The following is a 20,353-nucleotide window of genomic DNA, read 5'->3' as shown; positions in this document are numbered from 1 at the left end:
ATTAGCTTCGGCTGCATTATCTGCATACTTATCTTTCTTTGACTCTGCAAGAGTTTATGTAGGTTAATGAAAAAGTTTAACTTTATTAAAGTAGCAGTACTCTCACTGCTACTTTTCTTATCTTCAATTAAAAAATAGCCGAAAAAGACTTTTTATATATTTGATAATGTATTTGTATTTATTTAATGAATATATAAGAAGTCTCTAACGAAAAATAGTAGGAGTAACAAAATATATGATTTTTAATAAATCTATATTTTTTGTACTCAAGAAGTATATAAATAAATAGTGTTTCTTTAGTGGTATATTTATTAAATATACTAAAATCTATCTATTTATCCTAATTATAAAACTAGCACTTTCTTTCCTCTTTGTTGATATTACTTTATATTTTTTTGTAAAATAATCTTCTTTTAACTAAAATTTGAAAGTTACAATTTATTTATAGAAAGGTTATTATGACAACTAGAAGTAGTATGATAATTGGTTTAGGTTTTGTTGTTGGTTTGACAATCATGGCTTTGATTTTGAGTAAAGGATTTATTTCTTATAAAGAGTTAGATAGAACAGTAGTTGTAAAAGGACTAGCACAGAAAGAAGTAAAGGCTGATTTGGTTATTTGGCCAATAAAATTTATTAAAGCTTCAAACAATAATAGTGAACTTTATGAAGAGTTAGAAAATGATACAAAGAAGATTTTAGATTTTTTAGAAAAAATAGGTTTTAAAAAAGAAGAACTTACTATTTTAGCTCCTTCAGTTAATGATAAGTTTGCTCAAAGTTATGGAAATAGTGATAGAGTAAAGTTCAGATATAGTGGCTCAAATAAAGTAGTTGTTTATTCCAACAATATTGAATTGGCTCAAAAAGCTATGAAAGAATTAAGTACACTTGGAAAAGAGGGTATTACTTTTATGCAAAATGATTATGATACAAGAATTGAATATCTGTTTACAAAACTTAATGAAGTAAAACCAAAGATGGTTGAAGAAGCTACACAAAGTGCAAGAGATACTGCATTAAAATTTGCACAAGACTCTAAGAGTAATTTAGGAAAAATCAAAAAAGCATCACAGGGCCAGTTCTCTATTAGAGCAAGAGACAAAAACACTGAGCATATCAAAAAAATAAGAGTAGTATCTACAGTTGAGTATTATTTAGTTGATTAAATCTATTTAAAGTTTAATATTATACCATGCTATTACTTTTTTAGAATGGAGAAATATTGAAGAAATTACTTTTAATAGATAACTCAACGGTTATTTTAAATGTGCTAAAAGATTTATTTGCAAAAAAAAATTATTATGAAGTTTATATTGCAAAGAGCTTAAAGGAAGCAAAAGACTTAATTGATAATCATAAGTTTTTTGTTTCTATTTCTAACTTAGTTTTACCAGATGCTTTAAATGGCGAATTATTAAGCTTACTAAAATTTAATCAAACTCCTACAATAGTTTTAACTTCAAAAATTGATGCTGAAACGATTTTAAAAATTAAAAAAATGGGTGTGATTGATTATATTTCAAAAGAGTCAATCCATGAATTAAGAAAAGCTTACAGATTAGCAAATTTATTATTATACGTTAGAAATATGGAGGTTTTAATTGTTGATGATTCTGCAACTGTAGTCTCACAATTAAAAAATAGTCTTGAAGGTCTTTTATTAAATGTAAGTGTTGCAAACAGTGGAAAATCCGCATTAAAACAGCTGGAACAAAACCCTAATATCTCTTTAATTATTACAGATTATTATATGGATGAAATGAATGGTTTAGAGTTTATTAAAAAAGTTAGAAAAGGTAATATTAACAATGCTGTTCCTATTTTAGTTATGACTTCAGATAATAACAATGCCTTAAAAGTGAATTTATACAAAAATGGAGCAACTGATTTTTTAGTAAAACCTTTATTAGAAGAAGAGTTAAAGGCAAAGTTATTTAACACTTTTTCTAATATGAAACAAATAAGTGATATTAGAAACTATACTGAAGTAATTGATAATAATATAATAACTTCTTATACTGATGAAAATGGAACTATCTTAAATGTATCACAAGCTTTTTGTGAGATTTCAGGATATACAAAAGAAGAACTAATTGGAAATAACCATAAAATTGTAAGACATCCAGAAATGCCAAAATCTCTATATGAAGAACTTTGGAGTACAATAAAAGCAGGGAAAGTTTGGAAAGGTGAAATAAAAAACCTTAAAAAAGATGGTAGTTTTTATTGGGTAAAAGTAGTAATAGAACCAAACTTTGATAGAGAAGGAAATATCACAAACTTTACTTCTGTAAGACAAGATATAACAGATAAAAAAAGAATTTATGAGCTTTCTATTACTGATGGTTTAACTGGACTTTATAATAGAAGATATTTTAACGAAATTTCAAAAGATTATATAAATCAATGTTCAAGAGATAATAAGTATTTTGCTTTTTTAATTTTAGATATAGATAATTTTAAAAAATATAATGATACTTATGGACACCAAAAAGGTGATGATGTTTTAATAAAAGTTTCTAAAAGCTTAGAAAAAAGTTTTAAAAGACAAAGTGACAAAATCTTTAGACTTGGTGGAGAAGAGTTTGGAGTTTTAATTAGTGCAAAAGAGCAAAGTGATATTGAAAAGTTAGCAGAGCAAGGAAGAAAAGATATTGAAAATCTTAGGATTACTCATGAAAAAAATCCACCTTTAAATGTTGTTACTGCATCATTTGGATTGACTATTTTAAAAGATGAATCAAAACATATAGATGAAGTATATAAAAATAGTGATGAGTTGCTTTATAAAGCAAAAGAGAGTGGACGGAATACTGTTATTATAAGTGCTCCATAAACTCTACACAAAACTATGTTAAAATAATCAAAATTATAAAATCGGAGTCTTTTTAATGCAAAATAAAAAAGTAGTTTTAGTATCAATAGTTGCTTTATTAGCACTATTTTTTGTTGCTGGTTATGTTTATAAAAACAAGCAATCTGAACAGTATGAAAATATTTCAAAAAGTGAAGCTTTAGTTTTCCAAAGACCATATTCTATTGTTGTTGGAAATAAAGATGCAAAAGTTCAATTAGTTGAGTTCTTTGACCCTGCTTGTGGTACTTGTGCACAGTTCCATCCTTATGTAAAAGAGATAATGAAAGAGAATGAAGAAAAAATTAAATTAGTTCTTAGATACGCACCATTTCATCAAAATTCAAATTATGCAGTAAAAATGCTTGAAGGTGCAAGAGAGCAAGGTTTATTTATGGATACTTTAGAGTTCATGTTTGCAACACAATCTTATTGGATAAAACATCATGTAGTTCAACCTAAGCAATTATGGGCTTTATTAGCAAATGTAAAAGGTTTAGACATGGAAAAAATGGCTGAATTTATGAACAATAATAAAACAGCAGATGAAAGAATTGCACAAGATTTAAAAGATGCAGAAACTTTAAAAGCTGATAAAACTCCATCTTACTTTGTAAATGGAAAAGCTCTTCAAGAGTTTGGCTTAGAAAACCTAAAAAAACTTATAAACTCTGAACTATAAAACTTTACAATAAATACTTTATGATTTTTAATCATAAAGTATTTAGAAAACTCTTATAACTTCGCCTTTTAACCCATTTTCAATAAATTTTAGATAATATATTTAAAAAACTATAAACTATGGATTTTTAATGATTGTAAATATTTCTCTACCAGATAATACTAAATATGATATCATAATTGATACACTAGAAAAACAATATTTTGACAGGAAGGTTGTAATAGTTACAAACCCAACTGTTAGTGGCTTACATTTAGAGTATTTAAAAGAAAAAATTTCAGCAAAAGAGTTGTCTGTTGTAACAATACCAGATGGTGAACAGTATAAACATATGAAAACTATTGAAGATATTTTAGAATACTGTTTTGAACAAAAGCTAAATAGAAACTCTTTACTTATTGCTTTTGGTGGTGGTGTTATTGGAGATATGACTGGTTTTGCTGCTTCAATTTATCAAAGAGGAATTGACTTTGTTCAAGTTCCTACAACACTTCTTTCTCAAGTTGATGCAAGTGTTGGTGGTAAAACGGGTGTAAATAATAAATTTGGTAAAAACTTAATTGGTGCTTTCCATCAACCAATAGCAGTAAATATTGACCCTCACTTTTTAACAACATTACCAAAAAGAGAGTTTGGAGCAGGGATTGCTGAGATTGTTAAGATGGCAGTAACATTCAATAAAGATTTCTTTTCTTGGCTTGAAGAAAATGATTTAAACGATAAAGAAAATATTAAAACAGCTATTGCAAAATCAGTAGAAACTAAAGCATGGGTTGTTTGTCAAGATGAAAAAGAGAAAGGTTTAAGAGCTGCTCTTAACTATGGCCATACTTTTGGTCACGTAATCGAGAATGAAACAAACTATAATACATACTTACATGGTGAAGCTGTTGGAATTGGTATGGTTATGGCAAATGAACTTGCTTGTAAAATTGGATACATGAGTGAAGAAGAAGCAGTAAGAGTAAAAAAACTATTAGAAAAATATGATATTCCAACTGATTATAAGATAGAAGATGTAGAAGATTTTTATGAGCATTTCTTTTTAGATAAAAAATCATTAGACAACAAAATTAAATTTATAGTTCCTAAAGGTATTGGAGATTGTGAAATCACAGATGAGATTTCAAAAGATGATGTAATCGAAGTATTAAAAGGGTTTTCAAATTGAAAAATATTTTCAAACTACTATTAGTAGCTTTTTTTGTAACTTCTTCATTCGCACAAAAAGATTTATCAGAAACTGTAGTAAATAAACTTTCTGATATTGAAGCAATTGAAGAAAAAAGATTAAAAGAGATTGAAGAAGAAAAACTAAAACAAAAAGAAGCTGAAGAGAAAAGAGCAAAAATCACAGAGATAAAAAATAGAATTGATGCTATTGACTCTGAACTTAAAAATAATATTTTACTAAAAAGATATAGTAACTATGATGCTTATAGAAGAATCTCTTCTGAATTAGATGATTTAAAAGATACAGTTGAAAAAGTAAATCCAAAAAATGAAGATAAAATTTTTCAACTTAATAATAAAATTAGAATTAAGGAAAATGAGTTAGAATTAATCGCTGAATACAAAGGTTCTCCTATTGGTTCTTTAATCAATCCACCAGAGATAGAAAGTTATGAATCTATTACAAACCCTTTTGGAATAATTAATGCACTTTCATATATCAAAAAGTTAGAAAACAACAAAAAGCAATTCTCTTCAATAGAAGAAAGAATTTCAGAGATTACAAACTTACTTGATGAGAAACTATATGCTTATGTTGACCTCTATAATACTGACCCAAAACCAGAGTATAAAGAAGAGATAAATTTTTTAGATAAAGAGAAAAAAGATTTCCATATGGTTCTTGAAATTGTATCTACTACTGAAGAGGTTTATACAAGAAAAATAGAACAAGTAATCTTAGAAACAAAATCACAGATTTCAAATCAAGTTGAGAAGATATTTAATATTGCTATGATTATTGTTTCTTTATTTATAATTACATTCTTAATCAAACTTGCACTTAAAAAGTATTTTTCTCAAAATGAAAACTACTATATGACAAACAAAGTAATCAACTTCTTTGTGGTTTTCTTTATTGTGATTATCATCTTATTTTCATATATTGATAACGTATCTTATGTGGTTACAATCCTAGGTTTCGCATCTGCGGGTATTGCTATTGCCCTTAAAGATTGGTTTATGTCTATTTTTGGATGGATGGTTATTGTTACATCAGGTTCTATTCATGTAGGTGATAGAATCAAAGTTACTAGAAATGGACTTGAAGTAGTTGGAGATGTACTTGATATTTCACTGTTTAAAATAACAGTTAGAGAAGATATTACATTAACTTCATATACAGTAAATAGAAGAACAGGAAGAATTTTCTTTATTCCAAACAACTACATTTTCTCTGAGATGATTGCTAACTATACTCACTCAGGGCTTAGAACGGTTTGGGATGGTATTGATATTACAATTACTTTTGATTCAAACCATAAAAAAGCACAACATATTGCAAAAGAGATTTTAAAACACTACTCAAAGGGATATACTGATATTACAAGAAAGCAATTATCTAAAATGAGAAGTAAATATCAATTAAGAGCAACAGGTGTAGAACCAAGAGTTTATACTTTTGTTGAGTCTTATGGTATTGTAATTTCTTCTTGGTATTTAACAAACTCTTATGCAGCACTAGTACTTAGAAGTACAATGTCTCCTGAGATATTAGAAGCATTTATGAAAGAGGATGATATTCATATCGCATATCCTACTCAAACTGTTAATTCTAATACAGGAACAAGAACACCACCAATTGATTTACCGGACGTATAATAATGCAATTTAGTACAAATAAACAAAAAGTATATTTCAAAACTTTTGGATGTAGAACAAATGTTTTTGATACTCAAGTTATGATGAGTAATCTAAAAGATTTTGAAGTTACACAAGATGAAAAACAAGCAGACATTGTAGTTATAAACTCATGTACTGTAACAAATAGTGCAGATAGTACTGCGCGTGGATATATAAACTCACTACAGAAGTTTGCAAAACCACCAAGAGTTATCTTCACAGGTTGTGGAGTTTGGACAAAGGGTGAAAATCTTTTTAAAGACAATAAAATTGATGCACTTTTTGGACATAGTGAAAAAGAGAATATCAATGAACTTCTAAAAAAAGAAGAGAGATTTTTTGATGCTGGTGATTTAGAGCATATTGATGATACTATTGTTGAAGAGTTTATTGGTAAAAGTAGGGCATTTATTAAGATACAAGAAGGTTGTGACTTTAGATGTTCTTACTGTATTATTCCTTATGTAAGAGGTGATGCACGGTCTTACAAAGAAGATAAAATCTTAGAACAAGTTACTACTTTAGCAGCAAATGGTTTTGGAGAGTTTATTTTAACTGGAACAAATGTTGGTTCTTATGGAAAAAAACAGCATACTTCTTTAGCCAAACTATTAAAGAAAATGTCTTTAATAAAAGGTGTTAGAAGAATTAGAATGGGAAGTATTGAACCTATTCAAATTGATGATGAGTTTAAAGAGATTATCAATGAACCTTTTATGGCAAAACATTTACATATTGCACTTCAACATACTTCTAAAACTATGTTAAAAATTATGAATAGAAGAAACAAAGTATTATCTGATTTAGAACTTTTTGAGTTCTTAAAAGATAATGGCTATGCCTTAGGTACTGATTTTATTGTAGGGCATCCTGGTGAAACAGATGAGTTATGGAAAGAAGCAGTTGAAAACTTACATAGATTTCCTTTAACTCATGTTCATGCCTTTACTTATTCAAAAAGAGATGGAACTCCTAGTGCAACAATGAAGGATGAAGTTCGAGGTGATATCGCAAAATTAAGATATAACGAATTAACTTCAATAATTAAACAAAAGAATTTAGAGTTTAGACAAAACAATACAAATCCTTTAGATGTGTTAATCGAATCATATAAAGATGGTAAATATCAAGGACTTGATCAACACTTCAATCAAATAGAAGTTGAAAGTAGTGCTGATTTAGTTGGTGATTGGATAACAATTGAAAACTATGAAGCAAAAGAAGAAAAAAATGTGGCAAAATTCTAATAATAAAAAACAGAACAATCTACTAGACAAAAATATTAAGTTGATGGCAGTTTCTGCTGTTGTATTAATAGTACTATTTTTATATACACTATTTAAAAGTAGTGCTCATATAGAGTCTGGTTCATATTATTTTGGAATTATCTTTTTACTATTTCTATTAGCTTTTGCAGTTTTTGCAAGAATTAAGCAAGACAAGATTCAAAAGTTTTTAAATAAAAATAGAAAAGAGAATGAAAACAGTTTTTCAAGTGAATTAAAAGAAGCAAAACAAACATCTGTTGTAAAAGAGACACAAGAAGAAAACTCTTCAATAAAAGCTGTTAGTTCTGATGTTAGCTTTAATGATGTTGCTGGTATTTCTGAAGTAAAAGCAGAACTTGAAGAGATAGTTGACTTTTTAAACAAACCAAGCAAATATTTAAAACATGGAGTTAAACTTCCAAAGGGTGTTTTACTTGTAGGACCTCCAGGTGTTGGTAAAACACTTATTGCAAGAGCTGTTGCAGGTGAAGCAGATGTACCATTTTTCTACCAAAGTGGTGCAAGTTTTGTTCAGATTTATGTTGGAATGGGAGCAAAGAAGGTTAGAGAACTTTTTATGCAAGCAAAATTAAATGCCCCTTCTATTGTATTTATTGATGAAATTGATGCAATTGGTAAACAAAGAGATGGAAAAGCAAATGATGAAAGAGAATCAACATTAAATGAACTTCTAACACAAATGGATGGTTTTGAAGGTGATTCAGGAGTAATTGTAATTGCAGCTACAAATAAGATTGAAGTTTTAGATGATGCACTTTTAAGAGCTGGAAGATTTGATAGAAGAGTTTTTGTAAACTTACCAAATATAGAAGATAGAAAAAAGATTTTAGAACTATATTTAGATAAAAAACATTATGAGTTTGATATTGATAGATTAGCCCATGAAACTTCAGGTTTCTCTTCTGCTGCACTTTCTACACTTGTAAATGAAGCTTTATTAAATATGATAAAAAGAGAATCAAAAGTTGTAGAGCAAGTAGATATTGATATTGCAAAAACTAAAATAGAGTTTGGTAAAAAACAAACACTTCTTTTAGATGATAAACAAAAAGAGATTTTAGCAATCTATCAAGCAAGTAAGGCTTATATTACTAAATCAAAAGTTTCACTTTTTGATGAAAAAGTTTCTGTATTAGACTCTATTTACCCTTCATATAATGAATTACTAGAAAATATTAAAAGATATCTTTGTGGTTCAATTGCAGTAGAAGTTATAAAAAATGAGAAATATGCAATAAATAAAGATGATATTAAAAAAGCATATGAGTTAGCTGATGATATGAAAGAAGAGTATAAAATGGTAAAAAGCTCTCAAAATATTATAGATGAAGTTTCAAACTCTTTACGGTCAGCTATTTCTCAAAATGTAAATGAAATAAATAGATTAAAAACACTTATTTTAGAAAATGAGGTAATTTTAGAAAATGACATTTAAATATTTTTCTGGCTTCTCTTTAGAGAATGAAAAAGAGCTTTTTGAGGATTACTTAGTTGAAAATGACTTAACTGTTTCTGGATTTTCTTATGGGGCTATAAAAGCATTTGAATATGCTTTAACTACAAAAAGAAGAGTTGATTTATTGCAACTTTTTTCACCTGCTTTTTTTGAAACTAAAGATGAAAAGTTCAAAAGAATGCAATTAATGTATTATAAAAAAGATGAACAAGCTTACTGTAATACTTTTTTACAAAATGTTTCTTTCCCTTCTAAAGTTAATATGAAAGATTATTATAAAGAAGCTACAGCACAAGAGCTTGAAGAACTACTTTATTATAAATGGGATGAAAAAGATTTAGAAGAACTTTTAAACAAGGGAACTAAAATCGAAGTTTACTTAGGTCAAAAAGATAAAATTATTGATACGACAAGTGCAAAAGAGTTTTTTGAAAAGTTTGCAACAGTTTATTATATAAAAGAGAAAGGACATATTTTAAAATGAGTAAAGAAATAGCAAAAATAGGAATTATTACAACTTCAGATAGAGCAAGTAAAGGTATTTATGAAGATATCTCTGGAAAAGCTATTGAAGAGACTATGAATGATTATTTAACTTCACCATGGGAACCAGTTTATAGATGTATTGAAGATGACCAAACAACTATTGAAAATACATTAAAAGAGCTTGTTGATGATGAAAATTGTTGTTTAGTAGTAACAACAGGTGGAACAGGACCAGCTAAAAGAGATGTAACACCAGAAGCTACAGAAGCTGTGTGTGATAGAATGATGCCAGGCTTTGGAGAACTTATGAGAGCTGAGTCTTTAAAGTTTGTACCAACTGCAATTCTTTCAAGACAAACAGCAGGTCTTAGAGGAAGTTCACTTATTATCAATCTTCCAGGAAAACCAAAATCAATTAGAGAGTGTTTAGATGCAGTTTTCCCTGCAGTTCCATATTGTATTGATTTAATGGAAGGACCATTCTTAGAGTGTAATGAAGAGATTATGAAACCTTTTAGACCAAAGAAAAAATAGTTATATTTTCAATAGACACATTTATAAATGTGTCTTTGAAACTTTTAATGCTTACCTATAAATTCAGCTTTATTTATATGCTCCACATTTTCATTTGCAATATCTTTGATTTCTGAAGATGTTTCTCTTACATTTTGAGCTACATCAGCATTTTGTTGTGTTAGAGTATCAATTTCAGCAACAGAATCATTTATAAGAGTAATACTCTTCTCTTGTTCATGCGATGCTTCAACAACTTCTTCTATTAGTCTTGTTGTTTTTGATATATTTTCATCTAATTCTTGATAACCTAAAATCATTTTATCAGCAATTGTTTTTCCTTCATTTGCTTTACTTGTCGCTGATTCAACTAGATTTTTAATCTCTTTTGCAGCATCTGCTGATCTACTTGCTAGATTTCTAACTTCTCCTGCAACTACAGAAAAACCTTTTCCTGCTTCACCAGCAGTAGCTGCTTCAACTGCTGCATTAAGTGAAAGAATATTTGTTTGAAATGCAATTTGGTCTATTAAATTAATTGCTTCATGAACAGCATTTGTTGAGTCATTTATATCATTCATGGCATTTACTGTTTCAGTTGCAAGCTTTAGACCATGGGTTATTGATGTTTTTACATTCTCACCTTGTGTTGACATTGTCTTTGCAGTTTGAGTATTGCCTCTTGTTGTAGCTGTAATCTCTTCAATTGCAGCAGAAGTCTCTTCTATCGCTGAAACTTGTGAGTTTGTAGCATCTGAAAGAGCCATTGCATTATCAAGTAAATCTAATGATTTATCTTTTAATGAAATACTTGTTTCATATTTAAGACGTAAACTATTTGTTATCTCTCCTTTTAAATAGTTTATTCCCTTTGCCAACTCTTGTAGTTTACCACCTTTAAAAAGAGTTTCATCTATATCTTTGATGTATTTTTGCTCTCCATACTCTTTTAGAGTATTAGCTATCTCACTTAGACTCTGGTCAAGCTTTTCAGTCATGACATTTATTGATTTTGCAATATAGTTTAACTTTTCATTAGATGTTTTTATTGTAATTCTATCTGTAGTATAGCCATCTGAAAGTTTTTCAGTAGAGAGCATTATCTCTCCAAATAAAGTTAAATCTTCTGTTTGCTTTGATTCAATCAAATGGGATAAATCTAAAATAGTCTCTATAACTTCTCTTGTTTCTCCTGTACAGTTATGATCAATCTTCTCTATTGAGTTTATTTCACTTTGGATATATTGATCGATAGTTTTTAATGCATCAATTATTTCATTTTTTTTATTTTTTTTGAGGAAACTAAACATCTTCATTCCTTTTATTTCATCGTTTTATAAAGCTCTTCAGCCTTTTCAATTTCTTTTTTTGTTGGCTTAATTCTTACAGAGATATATCTTTTTTTACCATTTGAGGAAGTGGAGGGGTAAGCAGTTGCATTTACCCAATAATAGTTTCCATCTTTTGTTTTATTTTTTACAATACCTTTCCAGATTTTTCCTTCTTGGATTGTTGTCCAAAGATCTTTAAATGCTGCTTTTGGCATATCAGGATGTCTTACAATATTATGTGGTTGGCCTATTAATTCCTCCTTAGTGTAACCAGCAATTGTACAAAAATCATCATTTGCATAAATGATAATACCTTTTTCATCTGTTTCTGAAACAATCATTGTTTTTTTATCTAGTTCAACTTCACGCATAGCATATCCTTTTGAGGTTGATAGTAATTTAATTGTATATTTATTACTTTTAAATGAACTTTATATAAAAAAATTAATTCTGTTATTAATTAGTAATCGTTTTATTTATAAAAAATTATTTTAAGAGCATTTCTGTATAATTGATAATTATATAGGAGTATTAAAAATGAATAAGATATTATTTTCAGTTTTTTTGGCGATAATTGGCTTTGCATTAGCATCAATAACTTTTAGTGTTCAACATGCTACTTTGGTTGGAATACTTGTTTTACTTGTTTCTTTATGGACAAATGAAGGCTTACCTTTAGGAGTTGTTTCATTATTACCGATAGTATTATTTCCTTCTTTTGATATTTTAAGTACAACAGAAACATCATCTAATTATTCAAAGTCAATAATATTTCTGTTTTTAGGTGGTTTTATGATTGCAATTGCAACTCAAAAAACTGAATTACATAAGTACATTGCAAATAAACTTTTAAGTATTTTCCCAAGTACAACAAGGGGTATTATTTTTTCTTTAGCAGTAACTTCTGCTTTTTTAAGTTCACTAATTTCAAATACTACAACAGCTCTTTTACTTATTCCTATTGCGATGTTTTTAACAAATGAAACTTCATTGAAATTAAGATTTGTTCTTGCAATTGCATATGGTGCAAGTGTTGGAGGTATTGTAACTCCAATTGGAACACCACCTAACTTGATTCTTCTTGGATTCTTAGAGCAAAAAGGTATTGAAACAATCTCTTTTGTAAATTGGATTTTCCTAACAGCTCCACTAGCTGTAGTAATGCTTATTATAATACCTTTTATTTTATCTTTAGGAGCAAAGGCTATTGAGTTAGATAAGGATATTGGAAAGGCAGTTTCTTTAACAAGTGAACAAAAAAGATTAGGAATGATTTTACTTACTCTTATTGTTTTACTTTTTGTAAACTCTAAAATTGAACCTTTTTATTCTGGTCTTGGAATCAATGAAAAAGGAATACTTTTAGGATATGGACTTTTAATGTTTGTTCCTAAATTAGGTTTTTTAGAGTGGGAAGATGCGAGGAAAATTCCATATGAAATCATTTTCTTATTTGGTGCAGGTTTTTCTATTGCAATGGCTTTTTCTTCAACAGGATTAGCTGAACAAATTGCAAGTTACTTATTAGCCTTGACTTCTTTACCTGTAATGTTACTTATTCTTTTAGTTGCTGCTCTTGTGACTTTTACTACAGAAGTTACTTCAAATACAGCTCTTATCTCTATTGCTTTACCAATAATCTATTCTTTAGGAGAAGCAGCTCAGATTGATATTCAACTAATTTTATTTGTAGCTACTATTTGTGCTTCTTATGCCTTTATGCTTCCTATTGCAACTCCTCCAAATGCAATTGCTATGAGTAGTGGAGCTGTAAAAGTAAAAGATATGGCAAAATATGGATTTGTATTTAATCTATTAGGAATTTTATCAATAACAATTATTGCTTTAGTATATTGGCAGTTTATAATTTAAAAGAAGACTCTATAAGAGTCTTTCTTTTAAAATGTTTCCCACTCATCATTTGAACTAGTGTCTTTAAATGCTTGGTTTTTCTCTATTTTTTTAGCAGGTTCTTTGTGTACTACTTTATTAGTTTGTACCGGAGTTGAATGTGTAGCTTGATTACTTTTAGTTTTTATATCTCTTGATATATCAATATTGTTTTTTCCTTCAAACTCTTTTTTATCCACTTCTGAAACAATCTCTTTTGCTAAAGATGCTGTATTTGTAGCAATCTCTTGCGTCTCTGTTGCTACAGCTGCATTTTTCTGAGTTTGTTGGTCAAGAGAGTTAATTGCATCATTTATTTGAACAATACCAGTCTCTTGCTCTTTAGAAGCATTTGAAACATCTGAAATAAGCTCAATAGTTTTATCAATATTTGTATTTAAGCTAGTATAACCTTCAATCATATTTCCAGCAATATTTTTACCTTCATTTGCTTTGATATTTGCATTTTCAACTAAATCTTTAATCTCTTTTGCTGCTTCAGCAGATCTAGATGCTAAGTTTCTAACTTCTTGTGCAACAACTGCGAAACCTTTACCAGCTTCACCAGCAGTAGCTGCTTCAACTGCTGCATTTAAAGATAGAATATTTGTTTGGAAAGCAATTTGATCAATAACAGTAATAGCTTCATTGATAGCTGTTACTTGCTCATTAATATCATCCATTGCTGAAGTTGTTTTTGTTGCTAATTCTTGACCTTCACTTGCAGAGTTTGTTACTTGTGTTGCAAACTCTGCCATTTCACTAACTTTTAAACTAGTTGACTTAACGTTTCCTGTAATCTCTTCTAATGCAGCAGCTGTTTCTTCTAAGCTTGCAGCAGCTTCATTTGATGCTTGATTTAAGGTATCAACATTTCTTAGAAGAATATTTGAAGATTCATCTACAATAAGACCATTTCTTTTATTTTCAACTAACATTTGAGTAATTGAATCACCTAAAGAGTTAACGCCAATTCCAAGTTTTTCTAAGTGCTCTTTAATGCCACTTGTATTTACTCTATCTTTATAGTTATAGTTAGAAAACTCTCCTAATACTTTTAAGATATTATCAATGTTATTTTCTAAGTTGTCTGCCATTTTATTTAAAACATCTCTTAGTTCATTTAAGGCAGGATTATTAACCTGAGTTGTGATTCTTTGATTTAAATCACCTTGCTCAAATTCACCTAAAACCTTTATTGTTTCATCAATAATAGCTCTATCTTCTTCTATCCCTTTTTGTGCTTTTATGATATTTTCATTAACTACTTTAGACATAAGACCTATTTCATCAAAGCTATCACTTTCTAATTCTTTTACATTATTGGCTTCTCTATTTATATAGTTAAAGAATCCTAATAATCCCTCTTGAAATGATTTTAATCTTTTAACTATTACATTATTAATAACTAGAATAGTTCCAACAATTACAAATCCTAATACACCCAATGATATAGCAATAATTAAATTCCTTATTGCATTTGGAGTTATTAAAACTTCTGCTTCATCAATCTCTGAAAGAATAGCCCAATTAAAGTCTTCACCAATTTTAACTTGTGAATAAGCAGATAAAACAGGATTGTTATTATAATCCATAATGATCTCTGTATTCTCTTTTCCTTCAAGTGCATTTTTTGCTGCAACTGTGTCAACCTTTGCTTTATTTGCAAACGATGCAACAAGTGAGTACGCTTTTGGGTTTAAGTAACTATCACTTCTCATAAGTAAATCTTCACCTACAAGATAATCCTCTTGTGATTTACCATATCCTTCTCTAAACTGCATAATACTATTTATAGCTCTATCACTAATTTGGAAAACTAAAATTGCAATTACTTTCCCTTCATCAATAATTGGATTACCTAAGAACATTGCAGGGGCATTATTACTTGGAGCATATGGTTCCATATCAATAAAAGTAGGTCTTTTATTTGTCATTGTTTGATGATAAACTTTTCCAAGTCCACTATTTTTTAGGTTTCCATATTTTAAGTTTGCACCATAGTCAGACTCTTTTGCTGCTGTATAAATTACATGAGATGTATCTGCATCTATTAGAAAGATGTCATAATATCCATACTCTTTTAAATAGTATTGTAAGAAAGCTTCATGTCTTTGTGTTGAATCTTTTACTACTACTGAATCAACAGGGAATGTACCTTTTTCTTCGATATCAAGCATATCGTATGTATTTCTTAAATCATAGATTAGTTCAACTACATTGTAACTTTTTGCAAGAACATTAATATCTCCAATTCTCTCTTTAAAAAAGTTTGAGATTTGGTTTGATTTTGAATCTCTTGCTGCAGTTAACATTGCATAATTTTGATTTAAAAGACTATCTTTTGCTTCCTTTACTGAGAAAGAAGTAAGAACTATTGTTAGAATACTTAGTGAAAACACCACTAAAACAATAATTTTTGTTTTGATTGTAAATTTTTTTAACATCTTAATCTCCTGATTTTATAATTATAAGATAGCTTGGTTACATTTTAGTTTAAATGTAAAAAAAAATGATATTTTCAAAGAAGAAATTAAGAGATAAATACTCTTTTATTCTCTTCTTTTTTGATTTCTGAGAAATTATCTAAGTAATCTAGGTAGCTAATTAGGTATTTTCTACTAAGTGGAAATTTTTCTTTAAAGTTTGAAATATCGATAAAACCTTCATTTCTAATGATGTTTTTCATTTCAAGTATAATTTTACTTAAGCTTTCTGAGTGGATGAAAATATTATGTTGTAATCTTATTACACTTTTTTTAGCACAAAGTGATTTTAGAATATTATCACCCATTTTTCTATCAATATCTAAATCATCATAGATATTATATGGAGCTGTTGGAGCAACATCTTCTTGTTCTAGTCTTTTTAAAATGATATTTTCTAGACTTTTTTTGAAATCTTCTTTAATATTTGAGCTTTTATATAGTTTTCCATCTTGCACTAAGAATTTTTCATTTACTAATTCTGTCATAACTATTTGAATGAAATTTTCACTTGCCCACTTAAGTCTTAATGCAATTGAAGAAACAGAAAGTAGGGCATATTGATTCTTTTTATAAATTGATACAATTATATCTTTGATTACTTGTTTTGTTTCTATTGGATATAAGATTAATGACTCTTCATCAATAAATACATTCTCTAAACTTTTAGCAAACTCTAATGCTTTTTCATGGCTTAGTGCAAATCTTTGTGCCGAAGACACTAATCCTAGACCTTTTTTGTGAGCTTCAAGTAGAATCTTATATGCATTTTCTATATCTTCTTTTTCTAAAGCTTCTAGTAAATTTAATTTTTGACTTTTTTTCATAGGGTCAATAATTGGGTTTAATACAGTTGCCCCTGCAATAGTATCATTTGATTGCCTGATGATGATTTTCTCTTTATAAATAGAGAAAATAGGTTCATTAAGTGATAGTTGTGCAAAACCTTGTGATACTTCAAAGCCTTCTGTAGAATTAAATAGTAAAACTCTAGCTTCAACTCTTTTAGTTCCAATAAAAATAGAGTATTTTTGATTATGTTTTATAGTTTTATTTTTTAGACATTTAAAAGAGATATCTATTTTATCAAAGCCTCTTAAAAAACCTTTCTTAGAGATTAAGAAACCTTTTTTTATATCTTTAGTATTTAGATTACTTAGATTAATTGCAGTTCTATTTGATATGTTCGAAATCTCACTATTTTCTCCATGAACTTGAAGATTTTTTACTTTTGCTTCTTTTTTAATATCACAAATAAAAACTTTTTCATCTTTTTTAAGTGGCTTACCTAAAACTGTTCCTGTTACAATAGTACCACTTCCTGAAGAAGAGAAAACTCTATCCACATAGTATCTAAAGAAGTTTTCTTCTATTTTTGTACTTGCATCAAGTGTAAACAGTTTTTCTTTTAGTTCATTGATTGACTCTTCATCGTAAATAGAAACTGCTTTTAAAAAAAGAATATTAAAATCATACTCATCTTTTATGAAGTGTTCAATCTCTTCTTTGTTTTTCTTTAGTGTTTCTTCATCTACTAAATCTTTTTTAGTGATAGTTAAAATTGCGTTTTTAACTCCAAGAAGATTTAAAATCTCAAGATGCTCAATTGTTTGAGGCATAATTTTTTCAACAGCACTTACAACAATCATCACACAATCAAAAGAAAAGGCTCCTGCAATCATATTTTTAATCAGTTTTTCATGTCCAGGAACATCAATAAAAGCAACATTTTTATCATCTTGGCTTAAATTTGAAAAACTTAAATCAATAGTTATTCCTCTTTGTTGTTCTTCTTTAGTTGAATCACCTTCATAACCATTTAATGCACGGATTAATGCAGTTTTTCCATGGTCAATATGTCCACACGTTCCAATAATGTAGTTACTCATTTATAATCTGTCCTATCTTTTCAATTAAAATTTCTAAATCATCTTCTAAAATTGTTCTAAAGTCTAATAAGAATTTTTCATTTTCAATTCTTCCAATGATATTATTTTTTCTAAATAGTTTTTCTATTTTATTAGGTTTATAGTTTTTAAACTCAATACTTAAAGCTATTGTTGGTATTTTTTTATTTGGTGTTGTTCCTCCACCAATTACAGTTTTAGTTTCAATAATCTCACAAGTACAAAAAGATGAGATTTCTTCTTTAACTCTTTTTGCATTTGTTTCTAACTCTTCAAGTGTTTTAAAAAGCATTTTAAGAGTTGGAATTGAATCAAAATCTTTTAAAAGGATTGACTTTACATTCTCTTCTAAAATAGCAAGGGTTAACTTATCAACTCTTAGCATTCTTAAAAGCTGGTTTTTCTTTAATTGTTCAATATATTTTTTCTTTCCAACTATGATTCCAGCTTGTACTGAACCTAATAGCTTATCCCCTGAAAAGCTAAGCAGACTTGGATTATGTTTCATATAATCTAATACTGAAGGTTCAGACTCTTTTAGCCCATAAGGTAAATCAATCAAGTGACCACTTCCCATATCATAGTAATCTATCACATCATTTTTTTGTGCTACATCAATAACTTCTTTAAAAGAAACCTCTTGTGAAAAACCTTCAATAGAGTAGTTTGATTTATGTACTTTCATAAGCATTGAAGTGTTTTCATTGATTGCATTTTCATAATCTCTTAGGTGAGTTTTATTTGTAGTTCCAATCTCTTTTAAGATAGCTCCACTGTTGCTCATAACATCTGGAACTCTAAAACTTCCGCCAATCTCTACAAGCTCACCTCTACTTACTGCAACTTCTTTTCCTTTTGCAAAGGTGTTAAGGATTAAGAAAACTGCACTTGCATTGTTATTTACAATTAAAACATCTTCACATCCAAGAAGTTCGCAAAAAACTTTAGAGATATGAGAATATCTTTCTCCTCTTTTTCCCATCTTTAAATCATATTCTAAATTGTTGTATGAAGTTGCTATATCTCTTGCTTTTTCAAAAACATCTTTATTTATTAAACTTCTTCCTAAGTTTGTATGAACAATTACTCCAGTTGCATTTATAACTTTTTGAAGTGAGGGTTTTATAATAGTTTCATACTCTTTTAAAATATTTGATACTAATTGTTTTTCATCTATTGAATCAATTTTCTTAGCTAAAATATTTTGTCTTAATTCTTCAATTTCTTTTTTTATAATTGAAGTAATTAAAGTGTTTGATAAATTTTTAAAAGCTTCATTAGATGCTAATTTATCAACCTTAGGAATAGATTTTAGTAAAGTCATTTTTACCCTTTTAGAATTTTTTAATCTTTTTATTGTAGAATTTCAGTCTTATTTACGTTTGGGGGGTATGTGACCCTGGTGGGCACCGCAGGCTTCAACCCTGATCGGCGGTTTTTGTGTAAACGCCGCGGTAGGTTCGATTCCTACACCTTCTCGCCAAACAATAATCATCTTTTCTATAAAAATAAAACCCTATACTTTAGAAAAAGTATAAAGTTTTTTATTTACAAATTAGTAAATAATAATTGGTGTTGCACCTCTTGGAATAACTTCACCCATAATAGTTGCATATCCGTAAGTTAAGTCTTCTACTCTTTTTACGTACTCTTTTGCATCTTCAGGATCCATTGCAATTAGTAGCCCACCAGAAGTTTGTGCATCACAATACATTTGATAACACTTATCCGTTGGACACATAATAGTTGTTTTATCTTCAAGGTACTTCATATTTCTTTTTGTACCGCCTGGAACTACCCCTTGGTCACCAAGTTCCTGAGCTTCTGGTGCTACAGGTACAACTCCACAATGTATTGCAAATGAGTTAAAAGGACCAGTTGCTTCTAATGCGTGACCTAATAATCCAAACCCTGTAATATCAGTACAAGCACTAACATCATAATCTTTTAAAAGTTTAGCTGGTAGATAGTTTAATGTTTCCATAACTTTAATAGCCTCTTTTTTTGCACTTTCGCTTATTACATCTCTTTTAATAGCTGTTGTTAAAATACCCATACCTAGTGGTTTTGTAAGAACTAATACATGTCCTATTTTTGCAGTATTATTTCTTAGTATTTTATCTGGATGTACTAATCCTGAAACTGATAATCCATAATACATCTCAGGTGATTCAATTGTGTGTCCACCCATAAGCAGTCCACCACACTCTTGAATTTTTTCGTTTCCACCTCTAAGCATCTCTCTTAGTACTTCTGTACCATGATTTTTTCTATCAAAACCTACAATATTTAAAGCAGTTTTAACATCTGCTCCCATTGCAAAAGCATCTGATAAAGAGTTAGCAGCGGCAATTTTCCCATAAACATACGGGTCATCTACAACTGGTGTAATAAAGTCTAATGTTTGAACTAGACCTTCTTCATCATTTAATTTATATACAGATGCATCATCATTATTTTCAAATCCTACAAGCACTTTGTCATCACATGGAACTAAACTACAAATTGTTTGTTTAAGGTCACCCGGACCCATTTTTGCAGCTCAACCAGCAGCTTGAACGAATTTGGTTAATTTATATTCGTCATTCATAAAATATTCCTGT

Annotated in this window: 16 protein-coding genes and 1 tRNA gene; 11 read left to right on the top strand and 6 right to left on the bottom strand. The window is 28.8% G+C overall.

All coding sequences use genetic code 11. The features are described from left to right. Positions 1-458 precede the first annotated feature (458 nt). The 9 genes from CRV02_RS08570 to mog all read left to right on the top strand — a co-directional run bounded on the left by CRV02_RS08570 (position 459) and on the right by mog (position 10,157). The gene (locus CRV02_RS08570) at positions 459-1,169 is read left to right on the top strand and encodes an SIMPL domain-containing protein (protein ID WP_129089981.1); all 711 of its coding nucleotides are present in this window, start codon (positions 459-461) and stop codon (positions 1,167-1,169) included. Between the two features lie 56 nt (positions 1,170-1,225). Next, positions 1,226-2,839, top strand: a complete 1,614-nt coding sequence (locus CRV02_RS08565; protein ID WP_129089980.1) for a diguanylate cyclase — start codon at positions 1,226-1,228, stop codon at positions 2,837-2,839. Positions 2,840-2,894: 55 nt separating this feature from the next. Continuing rightward, the gene (locus CRV02_RS08560) at positions 2,895-3,539 is read left to right on the top strand and encodes a thioredoxin domain-containing protein (protein ID WP_129089979.1); all 645 of its coding nucleotides are present in this window, start codon (positions 2,895-2,897) and stop codon (positions 3,537-3,539) included. A 130-nt stretch (positions 3,540-3,669) separates the two neighbouring features. After that, the gene (gene aroB, locus CRV02_RS08555) at positions 3,670-4,710 is read left to right on the top strand and encodes a 3-dehydroquinate synthase (RefSeq protein ID WP_129089978.1); all 1,041 of its coding nucleotides are present in this window, start codon (positions 3,670-3,672) and stop codon (positions 4,708-4,710) included. After that, entirely contained in the window at positions 4,707-6,371 is a 1,665-nt protein-coding gene (locus CRV02_RS08550; RefSeq protein ID WP_258239267.1) for a mechanosensitive ion channel domain-containing protein, read from the top strand. Before aroB ends, CRV02_RS08550 begins: the two co-directional genes overlap by 4 nt. A 2-nt stretch (positions 6,372-6,373) precedes the next feature. Beyond that, a complete protein-coding gene (mtaB, locus tag CRV02_RS08545) occupies positions 6,374-7,639 on the top strand; it encodes a tRNA (N(6)-L-threonylcarbamoyladenosine(37)-C(2))-methylthiotransferase MtaB (RefSeq protein ID WP_129085224.1) in 1,266 nt (421 codons plus the stop codon). After that, entirely contained in the window at positions 7,602-9,116 is a 1,515-nt protein-coding gene (locus CRV02_RS08540; RefSeq protein WP_258239270.1) for an AAA family ATPase, read from the top strand. The genes mtaB and CRV02_RS08540 overlap by 38 nt, the downstream gene beginning before the upstream one ends. After that, positions 9,106-9,621 carry a pimelyl-ACP methyl ester esterase BioV gene (gene bioV, locus CRV02_RS08535; RefSeq protein ID WP_129089976.1) on the top strand — a complete coding sequence of 172 codons (516 nt, stop codon included), beginning with the start codon at positions 9,106-9,108 and terminating at the stop codon, positions 9,619-9,621. Before CRV02_RS08540 ends, bioV begins: the two co-directional genes overlap by 11 nt. Beyond that, a complete protein-coding gene (mog, locus tag CRV02_RS08530; protein ID WP_129089975.1) occupies positions 9,618-10,157 on the top strand; it encodes a molybdopterin adenylyltransferase in 540 nt (179 codons plus the stop codon). Before bioV ends, mog begins: the two co-directional genes overlap by 4 nt. Before the next feature lie 44 nt (positions 10,158-10,201). Here mog and CRV02_RS15115 read toward each other — a convergent pair whose 3' ends face one another. Beyond that, the gene (locus tag CRV02_RS15115; protein ID WP_309109252.1) at positions 10,202-11,446 is read right to left on the bottom strand and encodes a methyl-accepting chemotaxis protein; all 1,245 of its coding nucleotides are present in this window, start codon (positions 11,444-11,446) and stop codon (positions 10,202-10,204) included. 11 nt (positions 11,447-11,457) lie between these two features. Further along, positions 11,458-11,838 carry a PAS domain-containing protein gene (locus CRV02_RS08520; RefSeq protein ID WP_129089973.1) on the bottom strand — a complete coding sequence of 127 codons (381 nt, stop codon included), beginning with the start codon at positions 11,836-11,838 and terminating at the stop codon, positions 11,458-11,460. 166 nt (positions 11,839-12,004) lie between these two features. Between CRV02_RS08520 and CRV02_RS08515 the strand changes: the two genes are divergently transcribed. Next, positions 12,005-13,339: a DASS family sodium-coupled anion symporter gene (locus CRV02_RS08515; protein WP_129089972.1), complete on the top strand. Its 1,335-nt coding sequence runs from the start codon at positions 12,005-12,007 to the stop codon at positions 13,337-13,339. A 26-nt stretch (positions 13,340-13,365) separates the two neighbouring features. On the opposite strand, the gene CRV02_RS08510 is transcribed toward CRV02_RS08515, so the two are convergent. The 3 genes from CRV02_RS08510 to selA all read right to left on the bottom strand — a co-directional run bounded on the left by CRV02_RS08510 (position 13,366) and on the right by selA (position 19,074). Beyond that, the gene (locus CRV02_RS08510) at positions 13,366-15,804 is read right to left on the bottom strand and encodes a methyl-accepting chemotaxis protein (RefSeq protein ID WP_258239266.1); all 2,439 of its coding nucleotides are present in this window, start codon (positions 15,802-15,804) and stop codon (positions 13,366-13,368) included. Between the two features lie 86 nt (positions 15,805-15,890). Beyond that, positions 15,891-17,732, bottom strand: coding sequence for a selenocysteine-specific translation elongation factor (selB, locus tag CRV02_RS08505; protein ID WP_129089971.1), 1,842 nt, complete (start codon positions 17,730-17,732; stop codon positions 15,891-15,893). Then, entirely contained in the window at positions 17,725-19,074 is a 1,350-nt protein-coding gene (gene selA / locus CRV02_RS08500; RefSeq protein ID WP_129089970.1) for an L-seryl-tRNA(Sec) selenium transferase, read from the bottom strand. The genes selB and selA overlap by 8 nt, the downstream gene beginning before the upstream one ends. Positions 19,075-19,134: 60 nt before the next feature. On the opposite strand from selA, the gene CRV02_RS14825 reads away from it, so the two are divergent. After that, a tRNA-Sec gene (locus CRV02_RS14825) sits at positions 19,135-19,233 on the top strand. 72 nt (positions 19,234-19,305) lie between these two features. Here the strand turns inward: CRV02_RS14825 and selD are convergent. Then, positions 19,306-20,340, bottom strand: a complete 1,035-nt coding sequence (gene selD, locus CRV02_RS08495; RefSeq protein WP_258239265.1) for a selenide, water dikinase SelD — start codon at positions 20,338-20,340, stop codon at positions 19,306-19,308. Positions 20,341-20,353 lie beyond the last annotated feature (13 nt).

It is taken from the genome of Arcobacter sp. CECT 8989, from assembly GCF_004116715.1.
Classification (GTDB): Bacteria; Campylobacterota; Campylobacteria; order Campylobacterales; family Arcobacteraceae; genus Halarcobacter.
Note: the sequence above shows the minus strand (reverse complement) of the source record. Positions and strands in the feature narration are given on the sequence as shown.